Origin of the sequence: Mucilaginibacter yixingensis, assembly GCF_041080815.1 — a bacterium.
Lineage (GTDB): Bacteria > Bacteroidota > Bacteroidia > Sphingobacteriales > Sphingobacteriaceae > Mucilaginibacter > Mucilaginibacter yixingensis.
Genome location: NZ_CP160205.1, coordinates 1,316,781 through 1,334,478 on the forward strand (window position 1 = coordinate 1,316,781; position 17,698 = coordinate 1,334,478).

A 17,698-nucleotide genomic window follows, 5' to 3' on the forward strand; every position below is an offset into this window, starting at 1 on the left:
GTTCTGTAGACCGGGTGACTCGCTTTATAAACTGACAAGTATGAAAAAAGAGAATTTAACCGTTGCAGATTTGACTATGGGCGCCGGCGGAATGCTTGGTCAGTCGCTGATGGATAAAGTAGCTAACAGGCTCATTGGTGATATAGAAAATGGAAAATATGAGTTAGGGCAGCAAATACCGTCTATCAATGTGCTGGCCCGTGAGCTGGATATGGCCCGTGATACGGTAGAAAGAGCTTATCGTAAATTAAGATCATTGGGCTATGTAAAGTCTGTACCGGGATCAGGATATTTTGTTTGCCGTCCGCGGGAATCTGGTAATGCCAAGGTGTTGTGTCTGACGGACCGCTTAACCGACGAGAAGCAGGCATTGTATAACGAGGTTACCCGTGCTTTGGGCGGGCAGGATAATGTTGACCTGCAAACCTTTCAAAACAGGTTTACGTTAGATAGCATCATCCTGAATTATAGCGATAAGTACCAGTATTTTGTACTGATAACGGTAGATGCCACCCAACTGCAAAATGAAACCATGTGGTTATCATTAAGAAATTTGCCTGCCGATAAGGTGATTGTTTTGGGGCCCGAAATTTTTCCTTTCTCGCCGCTGGCACACATTTATCAGGATGGACGCCGGGATGTTTTTAACATGCTGATGGCGCAGAAAGAGCGCTTAACCGGTCTTTATCAGGAGCTGGTTTTGTTATCGGCGCAAGACTACCTGGTGCCTCTAAGTATCCGCGAGGCGTTGTTTGCGTTTTGCTGTAACGCGGGCATCAAATTCAGATGGAGTAATTCATATACCGAATGTCTGGCAGCCGGAACACTGTTCATTACCTATCATGACGAGGAACTTTTTAACCTGCTCAATCAATTAAGAACCACCGATCTGGCCATTGGCAAAGATGTGGGCATCATCACCTTTAATGATAATATTTTTAAAGAGTTCTTAAACCTTACCGTCATCACGCCTGATTTTAAGCAAGCCGGCAAAGCCATATCGGGCATCGTAAACGGCGAGCAGGAGGGACGCATCTGCAATCCTTACCAGATGATCTTAAGGTCATCCATCTAATTTAATACCCCTATTAATTAACCTTGTTTTTTCGATGGCGTATACTGATATGTAAAATATTATGCAATTGAAATTGAATGGGTTAAACAGCAAAAAACTATTTATCTTGGTGTGCCGATTTTTTATCAGGCGCATCAAACCAGTTATAAAAGTTTAATCGTTTACCTAACCTGAAAATTATGTCAGCAAATCTTGTTGATAATTAGCGGCCGGTAAACCAAGTTTAAGCATAAGCCTATGAAAAAGATACCCCTGTTACTTTTGCTTACCGTTGTTTACATGATGAGCTTTGCTCAGGTTGTAAAACCCAAACCATCTACCGTAAAACTGTTTTTTGAGAAAGCGTTTCTGCATACAGACCGCGATATCTACACGCCGGGCGATACGCTTTGGTTTAAAGCATACCTAACCAACGCCCAGGATAAAAGCCTGAAAGAACTGAGCCGGAACCTCTACGTTGATCTGATTGACCCTAACGGGCATCTGCTTAACTCCATTAATATAGAAATACAAAACAATCAGGGTCATGGCGATTTTACTTTGCCTGATTCCATCCCGGCGGGTTATTACCGCATCAGGGCATACACCACCTGGATGCGAAACTTTGGCAACTACTTTGTTTTTGAAAAGAAGATAGCATTGTTGCAACCGGCTAAAGCTGGCCCAGCCACGTTAAAAGGCAAGTCATTACCCGGTATAGCCAAAGAGCCATCGGTTCGCTTCTTTCCTGAGAGTGGATCAATGATAGAAGGCGTTGCCGGCATAGTTGCCGTAAAGGCAGAGGACGCCAATGGCAAAGGACTGAAAGCATCAGGAGTGGTCTTGTCTTCAGCCGGAGATACCGTAACGCATTTTACCTGCGACTCATTAGGTATGGGCCTGATGGTGCTGTTGCCCGAGGCTGGGCATAACTACACAGCTTCAGTAAAAATCGGTTCGCGCACCTTCCATTATCCGGTTCCTGCCGCTTTAAAGTATGGTTTTGCCTTGCACGTTAAACAAGCCGACACCCTGGTGCAGGCTGTGATCAGTTACCGTAGTCCGGAAGCGGCTACGCCTCCAAAAGTCAATGTTTTTGTAAAAAGTGCAGGGCGAACCATCATCAGCAAATCGGTGCAGGTAAATAACGCTCAGGAAGAGCTGGCCATTCCCAACAGTTTATTACCCGAAGGCATTTGCAGCATCATACTGGCAGATCAGGACGGCAAGCCCAACTGCGAGCGTCTGTTTTTTGTACACCACCCGGCCAATGAAAAAGACTTGCAGCTAACCACAGGCAAATTGCCGTCGGCAACAACTTTAAATATCCAGACAACGCCGGGGGCAAGGCTCTCTATGGCCATTATTCAGGATGGATTATTGCTAAAGGACAGTCACACCATAGCTTCACAAATCTTCCTGGCATCAGAACTGCGCGGCGCTATAGAGCAGCCTGCCAGATATTTTGATCCTAAAAACACCAATCGTTTTAAAGAACTGGATAACCTGATGCTTACCCAGGGCTGGCGCGATTACACCTGGCGCCGGTTGGCAGACTCGGCATTGCGAATTAGTTATGGGATAGAGAAAGGCATCAACGTAACGGGTACCGTAAAAAATGAGGCGCGTAATAAGCCTATCCCTAATGCCCACATCACCTTGTTTGCCGGTCAGCTTAAAAATGCCAAGCTATTCATGACGCAGACAGACTCAGCGGGTCGTTTTATGGTTGAAGAATTGCCGGTAATTGGTAATCAAGCCGCCAGCCTGTCATCTGTAAATGATAAAGGCAAAAAAGTAGGTCGCATTTATATGGATACCCTGGTGCCGATGCCAATCAGCACAGCGCCAGGCTTAAAAGAAACAGATACGTTAAGTATTCCACGCTATTTTACCACCAGAAGCAATCATTTTGACCGCGTTACCCAACTAAAAGAGGTGAAGGTAAGTGGTAAGAGCAAAGTGATTCATTTACCCAATGGCAGAGGCTATACCCCCTGGGGCGATTCTAAAATATTTAATATTACTCCTAAAGATTATGAGTATAAAACGCTGGAATGGTACCTTATCCAGTTTACACAAGCACATGAGCCCAAAGATATCAGGCAACCTGGTGTCGCTTACTTTTCAGATGGCAGGTTGGTGCCGCCCATTATTACGATAAATGACCCGGATGCACCAAACGGTATCCGGATTCCGCGCAAAGAAGAGCGTGATTTGATTTATAGTTTGCCTCTAGACAAGATTAAGAAAATACAGGTTACGCCGGTGGCAGAGATCGGCGGTGGCATCAGGCGTATTGTTTCGCTAACTATAATTGACAACGGACTGGAAGATAATCCGGGTATATTGAGCACCAATATCAGTGGCTATTATCAGGCGCAAACTTTTTATCAGCCATTGAGTGATGATGGTGCTATTCAATACACTTCGCACCCAACCGTTGCCTGGCAGCCCGATGTGCGTTTGGATGCAACTGGTCATGCCGCCATCAGGGTGAGCAATAAGCCATCAACCTCATACCAGGTGGTTGTGCAGGGCTTATCCGCCGATGGTTCTCCGCTGAGCCAGGTAATCCATGTTAAAAACTAAGAACATCAACCTAAAAAGATACTTATGAGAACCTTCACCGCTCGTTTTGCCGGTATTGCGGCTCTTCTATTATTCCCGGCTGTATTGATGGCCCAGCGACCAATGGAATACCTGGGCAGGGGCGTAGTAGCCATTCACCAAACAACCGACTCTGTTTTTGTGAGCTGGCGCGTGCTGGGCACAGATCCGGCTGGTCTGGGTTTTAACCTGTACCGTCAAACCGGTAAAGCTGCGCCTGTTAAACTCAATCAATCACCAATAACCGGCGCAACCATATTTAGCGATATCAAACCTGATTTTACGCAGACTAACGCCTATTTTGTGCGTCCGGTAGATCAGGGTAAAGAGCAAGAGGCCAGCAAACCGTTTGTACTCCCGGCAAATGCACCTGTAAAGCCATATCTGTCGGTTCCGCTTAAAACGCCAAACGGTTATCAACCTAATGATGTCTCTGTGGCCGATCTGGACGGTGATGGCGAGTACGAAATTATATTGCACCAAGCCGGCCGCGGGCATGATAACTCGCAGGGAGGGTTTACCGATAGCCCTATTTTGCAAGCCTACAAGCTGGATGGTACGCTCTTGTGGACCATCAACCTGGGCAAGAACATTCGCGAAGGCGCACACTATACCCAGTTTATGGTGTATGACCTGGACGGCGACGGCAGGGCAGAGGTGGCTTGTAAAACTGCCGATGGTACTATAGACGGCCAGGGCAATGTAATAGGCGATTCTACCAAAGACTGGCGTAACGATCGCGGTTACATCCTGGCTGGTCCGGAATACCTCACTATTTTTAATGGAATGACCGGCAAGGCTATGGCCACCACCAATTTTGTTCCGGCCCGGTATCCTGATAACTTAAATCCAACTTCAGATCAGCTGAAAGAAATGTGGGGCGATGGTTATGGTAACCGTATGGATCGTTTCCTGGCGGCCATTGCTTACCTGGATGGCAAGCATCCCAGCCTGATTATGAGTCGCGGTTATTACACCCGCACGTTTGTAACCGCCTGGGACTGGAAAGACGGCAAACTAACCAAACGCTGGGCCTTTGATAGTAAAGATAAAAAGAACCCATACTCGGGCCAGGGCAACCACAACCTGAGCATCACGGATGTGGACGGCGATGGCAAAGACGAGATTATCTATGGTGCCATGACGCTGGACGATGACGGTAAAGGTTTGTACACCACAGGTATTGGTCATGCTGATGCTTTGCACGTTGGCGATCTGGACCCTGATCGACCCGGACTGGAGGTTTTTGATACACAGGAACGTTTCTCTGACGCCGGTGCTAATTTTCGCGACGCCCGTACTGGCGAAGTGATCTGGAAAAAAGCATCGGTAAAAGCCGGTGAAGATGGCGAGGGCCCGGGCAGGGCACTGGCGCTGAATATCGACCCAAGGTATCGCGGTTCTGAATGCTGGGTAGCCGGTGCCGGTTTAACCGGGATCTGGGATGCCAAGGGCAATAAAATAAGCGAGGTAGCGCCGCCTTGCAACTTCGGCATATTTTGGGATGGCGATTTGCAAAGCGAATTGTTGAACGGTACCAACATTATGAAATGGGATTACCAGAATAGTAAAACCATATCACTGCTCAATGCGCGTAATTATGATTGTGCCTCAAACAACGGTACCAAGGCCAATCCATGTCTGTCGGCAGATATCTTAGGCGATTGGCGCGAGGAAGCCATTTACCGCACAACCGATGGTAAAGAGCTGCGCATTTTTGTATCTACTATCCCAACCACGCATCGGCTGTACACTTTTATGCATGATCCGCAATATCGCCTTAGTATTGCCTGGCAAAATGTGGCTTATAACCAGCCGCCCCACACCAGTTTTTACATGGGCGATGATATGACCGAGCCGCCAAAACCTAATATTATCTTAATTAAGTACGCAGAGAAGAAGTAATATTGGATGTTAGATAATTAAGGTTTAGAAGAGATGCTAAATAACAAACTGCAACATTCTGTTAGTCCCTGGTGTTTTGAGCCGATGACGCTTGTGGAGTTGTGCGCCGCTGCCAAAGCCATAGGCATGCAAGGGATTGATCTTTGCGGACCGGCGGACTGGCCCACGCTCAAACAGTTTGATCTGTACTCGCCCATGTGTAACGGGGCCGAAATTAGCCTTACAGAGGGCTTTAATGATCCACAATATCATACGTTATTATTTGAACGATACACGGCGATGATACCGCTGGTTAGCCAGAATGGATATCAAAACCTCATTTGCTTTAGCGGCAACAGAAGGGGCATAAGCGATGACCAAGGCCTTCAAAACTGCGTAGCAGGCATCGAACCGCTGCTTAAACTGGCAGAGGAGCACAGCATAGTTTTATGCATGGAACTTTTGAACAGTAGGGTAGACCACCCAGATTATCAGTGCGACCATACCGAGTGGGGGGTAGAATTGGCCAAACACCTGGATTCAAATAATTTCAAGCTGTTGTATGATATCTACCACATGCAGATTATGGAGGGCGACATCATTGCCTCCATCAAAAAATACAGCCCATACATAGCGCATTATCATACGGCTGGTGTACCAGGGCGTAACGAGATCAATCAATCACAGGAGCTAAACTACCCGGCAATTATGCAGGCCATTGCAGCTACTGGTTATACCGGTTTCATCGGGCAGGAGTTTGTGCCGTTATCAGCAGATAAAATTGCTGCTTTGAAGGCTGCTGTGGAGCTATGTGATGTATAAATGGAATCGCATTATTTACGTGTTTATAACATATAGAAAGCTCCGGATAACAGGGCCCCTCCTTTTACAAGAGTACGCATACTAAGGACGCCTCTGTAAAGACACCAAACGTTCCGCTGGAACGTGACTGGGTTTGTGCTGCCTTTCTACCGACCAGACATCCCTCCGGGATGAAAGAATAAAACGTTCCAGAGGAACGTTTGGTTGGTAGAAATTAAGCATACCTCATTATAGCGTTCCAGCGGAACGCCTGGTGAAAGACAGTCGATAAGCTATTACTCCATTAAGGTCATTAATGAGGTCTATTTCAACCATGCCCAGCGCTTGGCCCAGTCTGCCAGCATCGCCTCGCGCCATTTGCGCACAGTTACGGCACCTTGCCAGCCACCGTCAAAAAGTTCAGGGGCCGATTTATCGGTGTACCAGGTCGAGCCTAATTTAAAATCATTTGCGGTTGGTTTGCCTGGCCATACGTTATCAATAACCAAAGCCCCGCTTTGCGCCTTAAAGCCAGGGATGTTTGACGTGACGGTGTAAGTGATATCCTCTTTCTGCTTATGCGCGTAGTTAACGGCATAATCACCATTGCCCATGTAGTAGCCGTTCCATTTCTGCAAGCGGTCGCCAGCCTTGATGGTTAGCGTAAAGCAAGCCGAATCTGCAGGAATATTCAGTTTAGGGCCCTCAAAATGGAACTCTAAAATAGAATATACATGAGCCGTATCCTTATTGGTAGTAGGCTTGCGGATGATATATCTTGGGCTGCGGCTCATCTTTTCAAAACTGCCGCCCCAGTTTTCGCGAGCAGGATCGTTAGGGTTGCCGTCCATCATATAAAGTAATGACGGTGTATCGCCCATTTTTACATTGCCCTGGTAACGGTTTTTGTCGAAATCAAAGCCCAGGGCACCTGCATTCTGGATAAAATTGCCGAAGTAATTCTTGCTGTTAAACTTGTCTGAACTGCCAGTATTAGAGAAGAAGCCGCGGTATGATGCGTTGTTCTCAATAAACCACAAATCGGGGAAGTTTTTTACAATATACACGTAGCTGTTAGCTCCCCATATTTTATTCGGGCCACCTATCCAGTAAACCTTGATTTTTGATTTGATATCAGGTGCATCATGTAAGGCTTGAGCCAAATCTTCTAATCCACCCCAAATAAGTACCCATAATGGTTGGTTGCTTTTCTTTCTGGCGCATTTAACAATCCAGTCAGAGCCTTCTGTGGGTTTGGAATAACCTGCAAATGGAGATATACCGCGATGCCCCTGTTTAGTAACCGACCGCAGATAGTCTGGCGTGTTGAGGTTCTTGTCGTGCTGAATCAGCTTAGGATAATCTTTCTCATACAAGCCAATCATCCTCAAAATCTCTTCTTTAGAGCCACCGCCATAAGATGGCGAGGACACCAGCCCTTCAATGTTAAACAAATCGCTGTACATTAAAAGATGAGCCATAGACTGGTTGTCATCCGGGTCTGACCCGCCGATATCTGTACTAACCAAAATTCTCGGTTTTACCGGCACAGGCTGCTGGCCTTGTGCCGAGGTGTAAAATAAAACAACAGTAAACAGTAATATCAGGTACTTCATAACGGTTCAAAAAAATTGGTGACCGAAAGTACTAAAAAATGGAACTTATAGCGAGTCTCAACAAGATTGTGACACGGTGAAACAGATGACATTAGTGAAAACCATTATCTTTGATAAATACCTGCCAGTACCCAAAATGTTCGTTAAGTCAATGTGTAAATTACTGAACTTCAAATCTTTTATTAGTATTTTGGTACTGATAGCGTTTTTGGTGCTCGGGTTTTGTCCGTTGCGTAACACGCTTTGTAAACTGATTAACAGCTCTTCGCCGGCGAGGCACCAACAACGCGTACCCGAATACGGTAAAATTAGTGCAGCCGACAAATGCGGATCGGTGGCGGTAGTGAAAGCATTGCCGCTTAAGGAGCGTGTATTTGACGGAGCACCCCTGCTTTTCTTTGTCGTTTTGGTTGGTACGTTTTTGGTGGCGGGGCTTCGTTTTGATGATGCTTTTACCGGCAATCTCGCCATAAGCCATCACCGGTATTTGGCAGTTCCAATTTATCTTCGTAACCAGATTCTTCGTATTTGATCTTCTTTAAAATTTAAAGAGAATATAAAGCTGACGGTTGGCGCCGCTTAGCCATTTTTTTTATTTGAAGAAGACAAATCATGTTAAACAATCTTTTTTCTGTTGGTGGTAAAAACCACCGGCAGCTTGCTCCTTTATTTTTGCGTATGGCTATCGGCTTCGGTTTTATGGCCCACGGGTGGGCCAAACTAAGCAGAGGCCCCGAGGCGTTTGCACAGTTGTTAACCTTAATAAAAGTGCCCGCGCCGCAGGTGTTGGCCTGGGTTACCACACTTACAGAATTGACGGGCGGTTTTGCACTGTTTGTGGGTGCGTTGGTAAGTCTGGTAGCAATTCCGCTAATTTGTACTATGGTGGTGGCAATGTTTAGCATCCACATTCATTATGGTTACAGTGCGGTGAAAACAATTGGGTTAACGCCACATGGCCCATTGTTTGGGCCACCAGGTTATGAGATTAACCTGATTTACATTGCAGGCTTAATATCGTTGCTGATTACAGGTGCCGGCAGGTTTTCTATAGATGCACTACTTGCCAAAACCAAAACTATTCAATAATTAAATTATCGCAGCTGGTGTTGTAAAAGCACCAGCTGCTTTTACATTTAGTCGTTAAAAATGACCATGATCTATATCTGCCTGCTTCTGGTGGGTTTTATTGCAACGCTGGTGCGCTCTACTTTTGGTTTTGGCGAGTCGCTGGTAGCGGTGCCATTGTTCAGTTTGTTTATGCCCATCAGTGTGGCGGTGCCCTTATCTGTGCTTATCTCGGTATTGGTGGCGTTGGTAGTTGTGGTGCAAGATCATCGGCGCATTCATTTCAAAAGTGCCAAATGGCTTGTTCTTGCAGCGTTGCCGGGCATCCCATTGGGCTTGCTGATCCTGATTTACGGTAACGAGCTATGGGTGAAGACCGGCCTGGGTTTGCTGATTATTTTTTATGCACTCTACGCGCTGTTTGCTACCAAGGCCATCCGACTGCAGAATGACAGTAAACTTTGGCTGACGGTATGTGGATTCTTATCTGGCGTGTTAGGTGGTGCTTACGGCGTTAACGGGCCGCCATTGGTGGTTTATGGCAATATGCGCCAATGGAGTGCTAAAGAATTCAGGGCCACTTTACAAGGTTATTTTCTGCCGGCCAGCTTTATTGGTTTGATGGGATATTTAGTTAAAGGTTTGGTTACGGTGCAATTGGGCTGGTATTTTCTAATCTCGTTACCTGTGGTGGTGCCCGCAATTTTTCTGGGTCGATACCTTAATCATAAGTTAAAAGACGGTGCTTTCTTTAAATATGTTTACGCGGGTTTGCTGCTCATTGGGTTGAGCCTTATTGTGTTTAGCTTTTTGGGCGTTAAATCATAGTAAAAAAGAAAGCCGGCGACTGCCCCATTAGCCACCGGCTTATGCAGATTAATTACTTAATCAGCAATGACCAAAATACGATAAAATATAGCTATTGGTTTTTTAATAGTTAAATATTTCTCAATGGTTAACTGTAAGCTACACCAATTCCACTTGTTTAATAAATGACTTCGTGTAGTTAATCTGTCTTAACTATGGTGTAAATCTGTTTTAGTTCGATATAATTATCATACGCATCTCATAAAGCTGTCTGTTTAATATCATAAACCATATTACGGGTTTGAACACCATTTTTGAGGTTTTAATTTTGGCTCCTCAATCACTCCACTCAAACTTATGAATTCAACAGCTGTATTATCTGCCAAACCCATCAAAGAGCATCACCAGGGCATAGCCACCATATTGGCGTTTGCGCTGCTGCCTTTGTCGGGTTTTGCTACCGATATTTATATCCCGTCGTTACCCAGTATGGCGGGCCAATTGCAGGTTAGCAATATTCAGGTGCAAATGACCCTGACGCTGTTCCTGATCAGCTACGGTGTTACGCAATTGTTTATTGGCAGCTTGCTGGATAGTTTCGGTCGTTATCATATTGCACTCTGGAGCCTTATTCTGTTTGCCGCTGCCAGCTTTGTAATTGCACTAACGCACAACATCTGGGTAATTTACCTGATGCGCATTGTGCACGGTATTACAGTAGGAGGGGTTATTGTAGCCAAGCGGGCCTATTTTATAGATCTTTTTAGTGGCGAAAAGCTGAAAGGCTACCTGAGTATGTTCTCCATCATTTGGTCTACCGGGCCTATTGTTGCACCGTTTATTGGCGGCTACCTGGAGACTGCTTTCGGCTGGAAATCAAACTTCTATTTCCTCGGTGGATTTGCTGCCGTGCTGGCCCTGCTGGATTATGTTTACAGCGGCGAGACCCTCCAGAATATATCAGCTTTTAAGCTGAAGAGTATTGCCAAAACCTATGCCACCATGTTTAGCACCGTGAGTTTTACCATCGGGTTGATTATGATTGGCCTGGCCTATTCTATGGTGATGATTTACAACATGACAGGGCCGTTTATTATTGAGCATAAGTTTCACCAGTCGCCGGTAGTTGCCGGTTATAGCTCGCTCATCCTCGGCCTGGCGTGGATGACGGGCGGCATTATTGGTAAGGCCACCATCAACAAGCCTTTTATGGGGCGTATGGCGGTCAATATTACTATCCAGGTGGTGCTATCAATACTGATGCTGATTACCATTCGCTATGTTTCGGGCATTGCGGTAATGATTTTGTTCGCCTTCTTAATTCACGTGGCGGCAGGTTTCACTTTTAATAACTTTTTTACTTATTGTTTGAGCCTGTTCCCTAAAAACGGGGGCGTGGCCAGCGGGTTGTCTGGTGGTGTGAACTATGTAATTGTATCGGTAATGAGTTATAGCATTGTGGCCGCTTTGCCGGCTAAAGATGCCACCAACCTGGGCTGGAGTTACCTGCTGCTCATCATTGCATCGGTGTTGGCTATGTTCGTCCTCAAACTTAAAAAGGCCTGACGCTGGACCGGTTTTTGGAATTTGCTTAAAGGATATTATTGATAAGAGATGAAGATTAAATTTCAATGGTTATTTGTTTGCCTGTTTTGCCTGTCTGTTGGTTTGGCCAACGCCCAAAGCAACTGGACGTTGAAAACTCAGAAGGATGGCATTAGGGTTTACATGGCACCAGTGGCAGATTCTAAGGTAAATGCGGTTAAAGTGCTGTGCGAATTTGAGGCAACGCCAGCCGCATTGGTTGCGGTTTTAATGGATGTTAAAAGCTGTACCGAATGGGTTTATCATACCAAATCATGTACGCTGGTAAAGCAAAACTCACCCTGGGATGTGGTTTATCACTCAGAGATTAACCTGCCATGGCCTGTAGAAAACAGGGATTTTGTTGCCCACCTTTGGGTAACGCAAGACCCAAAAACCCATACGATAATAGTTGATGGCCCCGCTATTCCCGGTTTTGTTGCAGAAAAAAAAGGAACTTTCAGAATAGCTCATTCTAAGGGCCGCTGGGTTATCAATGCTATCAACTCACACACCATAGCTGTAGAATATACTTTGCAGGTAGATCCGGGTGGTAATGTACCCGCCTGGCTGGTTAACATGTTTGCCGCCGAGGGACCGATACAAAGTTTTAAAGGCTTGCGCCTGCAGTTGCAAAAGCCACGGTATCAAAATGCCCGTTTGCCAGAGGAGATTTAAGATAAATAATTACGTCATTGCGAGGAACGAAGCAATCTCTGTACATGCAAATCAGACATGCTTATCTATCATGTCCTTTGCAGAGATTGCTTCGTTCCTCGCAATGACGTGTTGGATTTATGATGAGAGGAAACAAGTCTATCTTGTTCTACTTTCCTGACGCCCTGCCCTCGATATGACACTGCGTTTACCAAATAACCGCCACCTGGTAAAAACGTATCAATCTTCCCCACTTCTGTATAAACCTGCCCGTGTTGGCCACCGTAATTTTGTTTCAACATTTAACAAAAGACAACAATGGCAAAAACAGTTTTTATTACCGGCGCCTCACGTGGTTTCGGTAAATTATGGGCCGAAGCATTATTGCAACGCGGCGATAAAGTAGTAGCAACAGCACGCGATTTAAGCGCGCTGGACGATCTGGTAACCAAATACGGCGATAACATTTTACCCCTGCAACTCAATGTTAACGACCGTGAGGCCGACTTTGCGGCCATAACCAAAGCCAAACAACATTTCGGCAGCATTGATGTGCTGATCAACAACGCCGGTTACGGTTTATTTGGAACCGTAGAAGAAACCACCGAACAACAGGCCCGCGAGCAAATGGAAACCAACTTCTTCGGTTTGCTGTGGTTAACCCAGGCGGTATTGCCGGTAATGCGCGAGCAGGGGCATGGTCATATCATCCAGCTATCAAGTGTGTTAGGGCTGGTTACGCTACCGGTATTGGGCCTATACAACGCCTCAAAATTTGCGGTAGAAGGTTTAAGTGAAACCCTGGCTGCAGAGGTAAAAGGTTTCGGTATTAACGTTACGTTGATTGAGCCAAACGGTTTTGCTACCGATTGGAGCGGCGCATCTGCCCTGCAAACCGAAGCTATGCCAGCTTATGATGCTGTGCGTGCGGCTTTCCAGGAAGGAGTGAGCGGCGATATTTGGGGTGTGCCAGAGGCAACTACCCCGGCGGTATTGCAGTTAATTGATGCAGAAAATCCGCCGCTGCGTTTATTTTTGGGTAACCAGGGCTACCCTTGGGTTAAACAGGTTTACCAGGGCCGTTATGCCGAGTGGGATAACTGGAACGAGGTTTCAACCGCGGCGCACGGTAAATAATTAATGGTTTGATGCTGACAAATCTACACCTGTTTTTGGTGTAGATTTGTTTTGATTTATAAAGCGATGAAGCACTATAAAACGATAGCCGATATGCACCGGGACAATGGTTACCCGGCACCCGAAAACCCGCTGTTCAGCGTTTTCAGGTGTACACGCACTTGCTCGTTGGGCAATACCGAGTTTACGACCGATTTCTACATGATCGGTTTTAAAAAGCTGAAATCGGGCCATATTTTATACGGACGCACTAAGTACGATCATGATACCGGTAGCATGATGTTTATCAAACCCCGCCAGGTGATTGAGTTTATGAGTCCGGAATTTGAGGAAGATGCTTTCATGATTTTAATTCATGAGGATTTTTTGAACGGACACGCGCTGCACACCGAGATGGGCAAGTATTCTTTTTTTGATTACGAGGCTAACGAAGCACTGCACCTTTCGCCGCGTGAGGAGAAGATTGTTTGGGAGCTTTATTCAAGCATAGAGGGCGAGTACCAGGATAATCCGGATGAATACAGTCGCGATATCATCCTGGCGCATATTGATTCGATGCTGAAGTATTCGCAGCGCTTCTATAAGCGTCAATTCATCAATCGTACTGAATTATCGGGAAGGACCGTGTCAAAGTTTAATGATGCTTTGGGTACTTATTTTAAAAATGGGTTGTTGCAAACCCAGGGATTGCCAACGGTAAGTGCATTGGCAGCACAACTAAATTTGTCGTCGCGTTACCTGAGTGATCTATTGAAACAAGAGACCGGGAAGACGGCTATAGATTTGATCCATATTTACCTGGTTAAAGAAGCCAAAAACCGGTTGATTGGCCAGGAGTTGAGCGTATCTGAAATTGCTTATGAATTGGGTTTTGAAAACCTGCCGTATTTCTCCAGGCTTTTTAAGAAAGAGACCGGCGTAAGCCCGAATCAGTTTAAGAAGCAGTTGTTAAATTAACAAACTGGGGCTGCTTAATCAGTCTAAGCTACTTTAGATTGGAAGGGAACTATTTTGGCGTCAGTGGCCGGGGCTGTGGCGGTTTGCACCAGCGGCAATTCAATGGTAAATACCGATCCTTTACCTAAAGTACTTTCAACTGAGATGCGGCCGCCTTGTCGTTCCATAAATTCGCGACAAAGTATCAGGCCCAAACCTACGCCCTTTTCATTTGCAGTGCCATAGGCGGGCACAATATCTCCGGAAAACAGGCTGGCTAATTGATTTGGCGTGATGCCTGTTCCGCTATCGCTTACATGCAATTGGCAGTAAGTTTCATTTACGTCGGTGCTTACGCTAATCAGGCCATTCTTCGGGGTGAACTTGATGGCGTTCTGCAATAGATTACGCACCACCAACTGCAGCATGTCGGCATCGCCAAGTATTTGAATAGCCGGATTGATATAGGTTTCAATTTCCACTTGTTTTTGCGCTGCCATGCCTTTTTGTATGGACAGCGTACTATCCAGCGTTTCTGCTAAATGTAATCGGGTCAGGTGCACGGCTGCGCCGTCCAATTGCGAGCGCGACCAGTGCAGCAGGTTGGTCACCATATCCAGTGTCTGATCATTGGCTTTGCGCAGGGTATGCTCCAGTTGCGCGCGTTCTGCGACCGACAACTCCGGGTCGTTCAGTAACTCAAGGTACTGGCGGATCTGGATAAGCGGTGCCCTGAAATCATGCGAGAGGATGGATAGCAGCCTGCTTTTTTCAATGTTCCGTTGTTCTGCTTTTGCCCTTTCTCGGTCATAACTTCGTCTAAATAAGCCAATAACCACCGCCATGCCCAAAACCGGCATAGGAAAGGCAGTAATGCGATCTATAAATTGCCCTTTACCCGGGCGAAACGGATAATGCACCAGCTCTGGATGCAGATGCTCCAGCAGATGCACCAGCCCAAACACCACCAGATAGGTAATTACCCAACCAATATGGTGCCTGTACGGACAAATAGTAAGCAGCAAAAGCAGGTAAACCGGCCATATTAAATCTGTAGACCCATTAATCCCCGAGTTGCAGAAATAGTTGACAGAAAATAGCGCCAGTCCTACAAAACCGAAAATAAAACTCCGGTGCGGATGCCCGCAATATCTGGAACGATAATACTCATACAGAAAGAAACCCGAAATGATAACGCAGGATGCAGCCGCTACATACAACCCGGCAAACAAATCATACGGCACATAGCACCACGCCAGCAATACAATACCCAGACTGATAGAGTGAAATATCCGGGCCTCAAGCGAGAATCCCGCAGCGCGGCCCGTTAGCACATGCCACTGCCTGCTTATACGCATAATTAAGGTGCGGGCATAGGTAAGTACAGTGTAGGGCATGTAGTAAATACTGGTTTAACACTAATTACGGAATAAATACCCAAATAGATGCTATATCTTTTTTATGTTACATAGCCTCGCCCAGTTGCACAATGTTTCTGCGCAGCGCCTCCAGTACCAATCCTACCCGGCTTTGCACATTGAACTTGCGGAACAGGGCCTCGCGGTAGCCATCAATGGTGCGTTCAGACAGGCACATTTCTGATGCTATTTGCTTGTAAGTAGCGTCTGAGCTGGCCAGTTGAAGAAAGCGTTTTTCGCGCTCATTGATTTCCGGCGCATCCTCCATTTTATATTTCAGTAGTCTGCGGAAGTTAACGTTGGCCGCATCGGCGTTATAAAATCCATTAGCGTATACCTCATTAAGGGCTTTTTCCAACTCATCAGGATGAATGTCTTTGAGCAGATAAGCGCAACAGCCGGCTTTCAGCATGTTGATGATGCTGTAGCTATCATCTTGCATAGAGAGCGCTATTATTTTTGTTTTGGGGAGTTTTTTGGAGAGATGTTTGGCCGTATCCTCGCCGTTCATCACCTGCATATTTACGTCTAATAACACAATATCGGGGATGAGCTGCTGCTTTTCCAGTGTATCTATCAGTTCTTTGCCGTTTATGGCTTCGGCAACTACGTGGAAACCAGCAAAGCCGCTCACCAGCATACTCAATGATTTTAAGAATAACTGATGATCATCGGCAATGGCAACAGCGACATTTTCCGGGTTCATAGGCAATGGTTTTTATAAAGGTAAAGTAATTTCAATAGTTGTTCCGCGGCCAATTTCAGACCGCCACTCTACGCGTCCGTTCAGCAGTTTTACACGGTGGCGCATGTTCATCATCCCCACGCCGCCGGGGCGGGCGTTCATATCAAATCCCTGCCCATCATCAGCAATGCTGATCTTCAGGTTGTTTCTACCCGAGCTGATAGTCATCCAGATGTTTTTTGCCTGCGCATGTTTGATGCTGTTATTCATGGCCTCCTGCACAATACGAAACAGCATCAATTGCTGATCTGCCTGCATAGAGAGCTGCTCGGCATCACTCTTAACATGTACTTGTAATTGACCGGCTGCATTTATACGTTCGGCCTCAACGTGCAGGTTCTCAATCAGGTTAAACTGACTAAGCCACTCGGTATTTAACGATTTGGAGAGCGATCTTAAACTTTGCAGCGCCTGGCCCAGAGTGTCTTGTGCTGTCATCAGTGTTTCGGGCGGGTCGCTTAGCTTTCTTTGCGTAATGCCCAGTAAAAGCTTGGCGCTGCTCAGTAGCTGACCAACATTATCGTGCAGCTCGCGCCCTAGTTCGCCAAAAGTTTGTTCCTGCACTTCTACTTTGGCCTGCATCAGCTGGTTATCAAACTCTTTCTGCATATGTTTTTGCCGCACAACCAGCCGGTTCTGCTGTCTTCGCGAAAAGATGAAGAACACCAGGAACGCAATGGCAAAGGTGGCAATCAGCAATCCGGCAATCCCTACAATTTCCGGAAAGAGCTTTCCCTGCGCGATAAAATTATACCTGATATGAACATACAACATAATAGTAAGTAATAAGAGGCATCGGTAATCAGTTGTAAAAAGAAGAACACCTTTTTGGCGTCGGTAAAGTGCCAGTACTCAGCATCAAGCCTTAAGGTAAACGTGAGTATCAAAATGCTGTGGTACAGTATACAGGCTGCACACATCCAAAACACCGGATCGACCGTTAGGTTGTAGTACTCTTTTTTTAATATCTCGTATAGGTAGATAATAGCCAGCAGAATAATAAAGCTCTCATAAACCCTGAATGAGTCTACATGCAGCACGTGCCAGCCTTTAAAAAAACATAACTCTACAAACGAGTACGCAAAGATGACCACGGTTAACGGCAGTATCAGCTTTTGCACCCTTCGCCCGGCATAGATCCTAAAAAATATATAGCACCAGATACCCATATCTATCAACGAGAACAGGTTGTAGGCAATATTTAGATGGATATGCAGCCGGCCGATAAGGTATACCGTAAACACCTGCTCATTAAACAGCGTAATGCCCAGTAAAATAACAATCAGCCTGAAATAGAATGGCCGGTAATAGCAACAGGCAATCAGGCCGGTAATAAACGCAACATAGGTAAAGCTATCATACAACCACATGGGCGCGTGTG

General features: G+C 46.0%; 16 protein-coding genes. 11 read left to right on the top strand and 5 right to left on the bottom strand.

Annotated elements, in window-relative coordinates:
- Positions 1–40 precede the first annotated feature (40 nt).
- From ABZR88_RS05470 to ABZR88_RS05485, 4 genes are all read left to right on the top strand, one after another.
- A complete protein-coding gene (locus ABZR88_RS05470; RefSeq protein ID WP_107828422.1) occupies positions 41–1,075 on the top strand; it encodes a GntR family transcriptional regulator in 1,035 nt (344 codons plus the stop codon).
- A gap of 237 nt (positions 1,076–1,312) precedes the next feature.
- Positions 1,313–3,646 (top strand): carboxypeptidase-like regulatory domain-containing protein, encoded by a 2,334-nt coding sequence (locus ABZR88_RS05475; protein ID WP_107828421.1) that lies wholly within the window; start codon positions 1,313–1,315, stop codon positions 3,644–3,646.
- Positions 3,647–3,670: 24 nt separating this feature from the next.
- Positions 3,671–5,569 (top strand): rhamnogalacturonan lyase, encoded by a 1,899-nt coding sequence (locus tag ABZR88_RS05480; RefSeq protein WP_211309793.1) that lies wholly within the window; start codon positions 3,671–3,673, stop codon positions 5,567–5,569.
- A gap of 33 nt (positions 5,570–5,602) precedes the next feature.
- Positions 5,603–6,370, top strand: coding sequence for a hydroxypyruvate isomerase family protein (locus ABZR88_RS05485; RefSeq protein WP_107828419.1), 768 nt, complete (start codon positions 5,603–5,605; stop codon positions 6,368–6,370).
- Positions 6,371–6,672: 302 nt separating this feature from the next.
- Here ABZR88_RS05485 and ABZR88_RS05490 read toward each other — a convergent pair whose 3' ends face one another.
- A complete protein-coding gene (locus ABZR88_RS05490; protein ID WP_107828418.1) occupies positions 6,673–7,965 on the bottom strand; it encodes a nucleoside hydrolase-like domain-containing protein in 1,293 nt (430 codons plus the stop codon).
- 85 nt (positions 7,966–8,050) lie between these two features.
- Here ABZR88_RS05490 and ABZR88_RS05495 point away from each other — a divergent pair, with 85 nt between their 5' ends.
- The 7 genes from ABZR88_RS05495 to ABZR88_RS05525 all read left to right on the top strand — a co-directional run bounded on the left by ABZR88_RS05495 (position 8,051) and on the right by ABZR88_RS05525 (position 14,175).
- Entirely contained in the window at positions 8,051–8,497 is a 447-nt protein-coding gene (locus ABZR88_RS05495; RefSeq protein ID WP_107828417.1) for a hypothetical protein, read from the top strand.
- 80 nt (positions 8,498–8,577) lie between these two features.
- Positions 8,578–9,054 (top strand): DoxX family protein, encoded by a 477-nt coding sequence (locus ABZR88_RS05500; protein WP_107828416.1) that lies wholly within the window; start codon positions 8,578–8,580, stop codon positions 9,052–9,054.
- A gap of 60 nt (positions 9,055–9,114) precedes the next feature.
- Complete coding sequence (locus ABZR88_RS05505; protein ID WP_107828415.1) at positions 9,115–9,861, top strand: sulfite exporter TauE/SafE family protein; 747 nt, start codon at positions 9,115–9,117, stop codon at positions 9,859–9,861.
- 336 nt (positions 9,862–10,197) lie between these two features.
- A complete protein-coding gene (locus tag ABZR88_RS05510) occupies positions 10,198–11,406 on the top strand; it encodes an MFS transporter (protein WP_107828414.1) in 1,209 nt (402 codons plus the stop codon).
- A 48-nt stretch (positions 11,407–11,454) separates the two neighbouring features.
- Positions 11,455–12,102 (top strand): START domain-containing protein, encoded by a 648-nt coding sequence (locus ABZR88_RS05515; RefSeq protein ID WP_107828413.1) that lies wholly within the window; start codon positions 11,455–11,457, stop codon positions 12,100–12,102.
- Positions 12,103–12,399: 297 nt separating this feature from the next.
- Positions 12,400–13,218: an SDR family NAD(P)-dependent oxidoreductase gene (locus ABZR88_RS05520; protein ID WP_107828411.1), complete on the top strand. Its 819-nt coding sequence runs from the start codon at positions 12,400–12,402 to the stop codon at positions 13,216–13,218.
- Positions 13,219–13,284: 66 nt separating this feature from the next.
- Positions 13,285–14,175, top strand: a complete 891-nt coding sequence (locus tag ABZR88_RS05525) for an AraC family transcriptional regulator (RefSeq protein WP_107828410.1) — start codon at positions 13,285–13,287, stop codon at positions 14,173–14,175.
- A 23-nt stretch (positions 14,176–14,198) separates the two neighbouring features.
- Here ABZR88_RS05525 and ABZR88_RS05530 read toward each other — a convergent pair whose 3' ends face one another.
- From ABZR88_RS05530 to ABZR88_RS05545, 4 genes are all read right to left on the bottom strand, one after another.
- Positions 14,199–15,551: a sensor histidine kinase KdpD gene (locus tag ABZR88_RS05530; RefSeq protein ID WP_107828409.1), complete on the bottom strand. Its 1,353-nt coding sequence runs from the start codon at positions 15,549–15,551 to the stop codon at positions 14,199–14,201.
- Positions 15,552–15,618: 67 nt separating this feature from the next.
- Positions 15,619–16,278, bottom strand: coding sequence for a response regulator transcription factor (locus ABZR88_RS05535; RefSeq protein WP_107828408.1), 660 nt, complete (start codon positions 16,276–16,278; stop codon positions 15,619–15,621).
- Between the two features lie 12 nt (positions 16,279–16,290).
- Positions 16,291–17,091 (bottom strand): sensor histidine kinase, encoded by an 801-nt coding sequence (locus ABZR88_RS05540; RefSeq protein ID WP_107828407.1) that lies wholly within the window; start codon positions 17,089–17,091, stop codon positions 16,291–16,293.
- Entirely contained in the window at positions 17,028–17,687 is a 660-nt protein-coding gene (locus ABZR88_RS05545) for a hypothetical protein (RefSeq protein ID WP_107828406.1), read from the bottom strand. The genes ABZR88_RS05540 and ABZR88_RS05545 overlap by 64 nt, the downstream gene beginning before the upstream one ends.
- Positions 17,688–17,698: the final 11 nt, after the last annotated feature.